This window comes from Pseudomonas rossensis (genome assembly GCF_039888995.1).
Classification (GTDB): Bacteria; Pseudomonadota; Gammaproteobacteria; order Pseudomonadales; family Pseudomonadaceae; genus Aquipseudomonas; species Aquipseudomonas rossensis.
In genome coordinates this window covers 1-3,646 of the sequence record NZ_JBBWCB010000254.1, presented here as the reverse complement: position 1 = coordinate 3,646, position 3,646 = coordinate 1, and the positions used below count along the sequence as shown (strand labels likewise).

Below are 3,646 nucleotides of genomic sequence, written 5' to 3'. Positions count from 1 at the left end.
CCGCGATGTAGGCCTCCAGGTCGGCGATGAGAGCATCGCTTTCTTGCTGGCCTGAAAGCATGGGATGCAAGGGGCAGCCAAGCGCAAGCTTAAGGTGGTGTATTTCCAGGTAGTGCGATTCGGGCAGCAGATTCAGGAGCTTACCCTCCAGCGCCATGTGGCGCTGAGCATAGGCAAGCGGATTGATATCAGGCACCAACTCTCGAATATGTGCAGCTTCACGGAGTAAACGTAACCGCTGACCGTCAAGGCCGGCCAACAACGGGTTCGCATGAATAGAGTCGGGGGCTAATCTGGACACACCAGAACTCGTCGCGCAAACCTGTACAAAATCCGGTGCGGGAGGCGATGAGCCGGTACTTTGTATCGTCGAGCCTGATTGAATGTGCCGCATGAGGTTGATAGGACCGAGCATCACTGCACTCCTGTCAGTTCATTTCAGAGGGAAACTTTCGTGAACGAGCTTGCGGCGGTTCGTCCTTTGACGGATGCCGGGGGGGCTGCGCCCAGAAACGCTCCCTCTTGCCATGCCAATGCCAGGTTTGCGAGTTTGCTGAGGAGTGCCAACAACTGTTGCGCGGTGAGCGCTTCCACCACTGCATAGCTTGTAAGTACCGCCCTCTCACTTTCGGGGTTGTAAGAGAGCGAGGGGCTGTAAGGACCGGAAAAAAGATAGAAATTGATTTCCAACATCCGCTGCATCTCTTGTTCGCGGTCGTGCGCTAACGGTCCGAACACGCAATAGATCAGCACCTCTCCTTTTCCCTCCCCATTATGGTGGGCAAGATTGATTTCGACGTTACGTACTAGAACGCTGGCCAGCTCATAAAAGGCAGGTTGTTTTGGAAGCATGACGAGATCGCAAAAATCGTCAATGAGGCTGCAATAGGCAGAAGAAGACACTGTTGACCTCTCATATTATTATCAGTGTTGGAGATATAACAATATGATGTGTGGTCACGCGCAATCGTTGGTTCCACACAAAAACTTGCGGCGGACATGGGCCATGCGGCCGATTTCAGTGATGCCTTGCTGAAAGCTTGTAAGGGGCCGGCGAAGTCATCTACTCAGCCAGCAGATCCAGAGCGATAAGTGCAATTGCGTCCACGATTTTTTAAGCGGACGCAATCACCCTTAACGTGAGGATCCCCATGCGCCAACGGCACACCTATTCCAAATCCCTCAAAGCCCAAGTCATTCAGGAATGCCAGCAACCGGGCATCTCTGTCTCCAGTGTCGCCCTGAGGCATGGCATCAACGCCAATGTCGTCCGTCGATGGCTGCCACCCAAGCACAAGAATGCGGTCGCGAATTTACCGGCTTTTGTGGCCCTACCCCTTGCACCTGCAAATCAAATAAAGCCTGAGCCATCAATCAGCATCGACGTACCGTACGAGCAAGGGGTCTTGATCGTGAGATGGCCGGCTTCCGATCCGGCAGGATGTGCCCGGTTTGTGCGCGGTTTGACACGATGATCCGCATCGACTCAATCTGGCTCGCCACCGAACCTCTGGACATGCGCGCCGGTACCGAGACCGCCTTGGCGCGGGTTGTGGCGGTGTTCGGTGCGGCGCAGCCGCACTGTGCTTATCTGTTTGCCAATCGCCGCGCCAATCGCATGAAAGTGCTGGTGCACGACGGTTTGGGCATCTGGCTCGCGGCCCGTCGTTTGCACCAGGGCAAGTTCTTCTGGCCTGGCTCTCGACACGGTACGCAGATGGAATTGGGTGCAGAACAATTGAACGCTTTGGTGCTGGGTTTGCCCTGGCAACGCCTCGGGCCGAGCAACACAATTTCCTTCCTTTGATGCCGGCCATGGCCAGCCTGGCTGGGTAATTGGCCGATGAGCCTGTCGTCGGTTTGGCTCTTCTCTGGCAAAATCAGCGGCATGATTTCACCTTCCCATCTCAACCAACTAGACCCTGAACAACTGCGCGCTTTGGCGGCGCAGTTGATGCAGCGCGTCGAGACCCTCGACCATCAAGTTGACACGCTTGGCAAGACCGTTGAGACGATGGGCCAGAAGATCAACCGCGACCAAACGCTGATTCAGAAACTGACCCACGAAATCGCTCAGCTTAAGCGCTTCAAGTTTGCCAAGCGCAGCGAACAGTTAATCAGTCCGGCTCAAGCCAGCCTGCTCGATGACCTCATCGACGCTGACATCGCGGCCATCGAGACCGAACTGGAGGCGCTGCAAGTAGCTTGCGCGTCGACCGAGACCAAGCAGAAACCCAAACGCATAGCTTTGCCGCCGCAGTTCCCGCGTACCCTGATCCACCACGAGCCGGACAACACCCAATGCACTTGCGGCTGCGCCCTCAAGCGCATCGGCGAGGATGTCAGCGAAAAGCTCGACTACACACCGGGCGTGTTCAGCGTGGAACGTCACATCCGTGGCAAGTGGATTTGTGATCAATGTGAAACTTTGATCCAGGCACCGGTACCGGCACAGATCATCGACAAAGGCATCCCGACCGCCGGCTTGCTGGCCCAGGTAATGGTCGCCAAGTACGGTGATCATTTGCCGCTGTATCGTCAGGAACAGATCTTTGGCCGGGCTGGCTTGGCCATTCCCCGCTCAACCCTGGCGCAGTGGGTCGGTACCTGCGGAGTGCAGTTGCAACCGCTGGTCGACGCCCTACGCGAGGCAATACTTGAGCATGACGTGGTGCACGCAGACGAAACCCCAGTGCCGGTGCTCATGCCCGGTGCGAAGAAAACCCATCGTGCCTATGTCTGGGCTTACGCCACCAGCGCGTTTGCCGACATCAAAGCGGTGGTTTACGACTTCAGCCCCAGCCGCGCAGGCGAACATGCTCGGCGCTTCTTGCAAGACTGGAAGGGCAAGTTGGTGTGTGACGATTTCGGGGGTTATAAAGCCTCGTTTTCGCTCGGCGTGATCGAAGTTGGCTGCATGGCCCATGCTAGACGCAAGTTTTTCGACCTGCATGCCACCAACAAAAGCCAGCTGGCCGAACAGGCCTTGCGTTACATCCAGCTTCTCTACGAAATAGAGCAAGACGTACGCGACTTGGAACCCGATTTGCGCCGCCGAATACGACAAGAGAAATCCGTACCGGTGATGGATGCATTGCATGCCTGGATGATCGTCCAGCGCGAACGTGTGCACGACGGGGTGGCTATCGCCAAGGCCTTCGACTACAGCCTGAAACGTTGGACGGCACTGTCTCGCTACCTCGATGACGGTGCGATCCCCATCGACAACAACCACGCAGAGCAACAAATCAGGCCTTGGGCACTGGGACGCAAAAATTGGCTCTACGCCGGATCGGTGCGCAGCGGCCAACGTGCGGCGGCGCTGATGAGCCTGATCCAATCGGCCAAACTTAACGGCCATGATCCGTACGCCTATCTGAAGGACGTGTTCACGCGACTGCCAACACAACGGGCGAGCGAGATCGCGGAGCTGTTGCCGCATAACTGGATGCCGTTACGCAACCTGTAATCCCCGCGCGCTTACGAAAGCTTGCCTTGTAGCCACCATTATGTGTCGCAACACATAACGCCGGTTATGTTGCGGCCTGAGTTATGTTGTGGTGACAAAGACGACGCCCTTGAATGGGGTTTTCGGCGTAGAAAGCAGCACATAAATATGAGCGACACATTACGCGCAGACAGGCTT

General features: G+C 56.3%; 5 protein-coding genes. 3 read left to right on the top strand and 2 right to left on the bottom strand.

What is annotated here, in order from left to right:
* A partial coding sequence (locus WLY71_RS30070; RefSeq protein WP_347806474.1) for a hypothetical protein occupies nt 1–415 on the bottom strand: 415 nt, incomplete at its 3' end.
* Between the two features lie 23 nt (nt 416–438).
* Nucleotides 439–903 carry a CesT family type III secretion system chaperone gene (locus WLY71_RS30065; RefSeq protein ID WP_347806473.1) on the bottom strand — a complete coding sequence of 155 codons (465 nt, stop codon included), beginning with the start codon at nt 901–903 and terminating at the stop codon, nt 439–441.
* 248 nt (nt 904–1,151) lie between these two features.
* Here WLY71_RS30065 and WLY71_RS31535 point away from each other — a divergent pair, with 248 nt between their 5' ends.
* The 3 genes from WLY71_RS31535 (at nt 1,152) to tnpC (ending at nt 3,469) form a co-directional block, all read left to right on the top strand.
* On the top strand, nt 1,152–1,475 hold the full coding sequence (locus WLY71_RS31535) for a transposase (RefSeq protein WP_425589978.1): 324 nt from the start codon (nt 1,152–1,154) through the stop codon (nt 1,473–1,475).
* Nucleotides 1,472–1,807, top strand: coding sequence for an IS66 family insertion sequence element accessory protein TnpB (gene tnpB / locus WLY71_RS30060; protein ID WP_347806472.1), 336 nt, complete (start codon nt 1,472–1,474; stop codon nt 1,805–1,807). Before WLY71_RS31535 ends, tnpB begins: the two co-directional genes overlap by 4 nt.
* A gap of 81 nt (nt 1,808–1,888) precedes the next feature.
* Nucleotides 1,889–3,469 (top strand): IS66 family transposase, encoded by a 1,581-nt coding sequence (gene tnpC / locus WLY71_RS30055; protein WP_347806471.1) that lies wholly within the window; start codon nt 1,889–1,891, stop codon nt 3,467–3,469.
* The last annotated feature ends 177 nt before the right edge of the window (nt 3,470–3,646 follow it).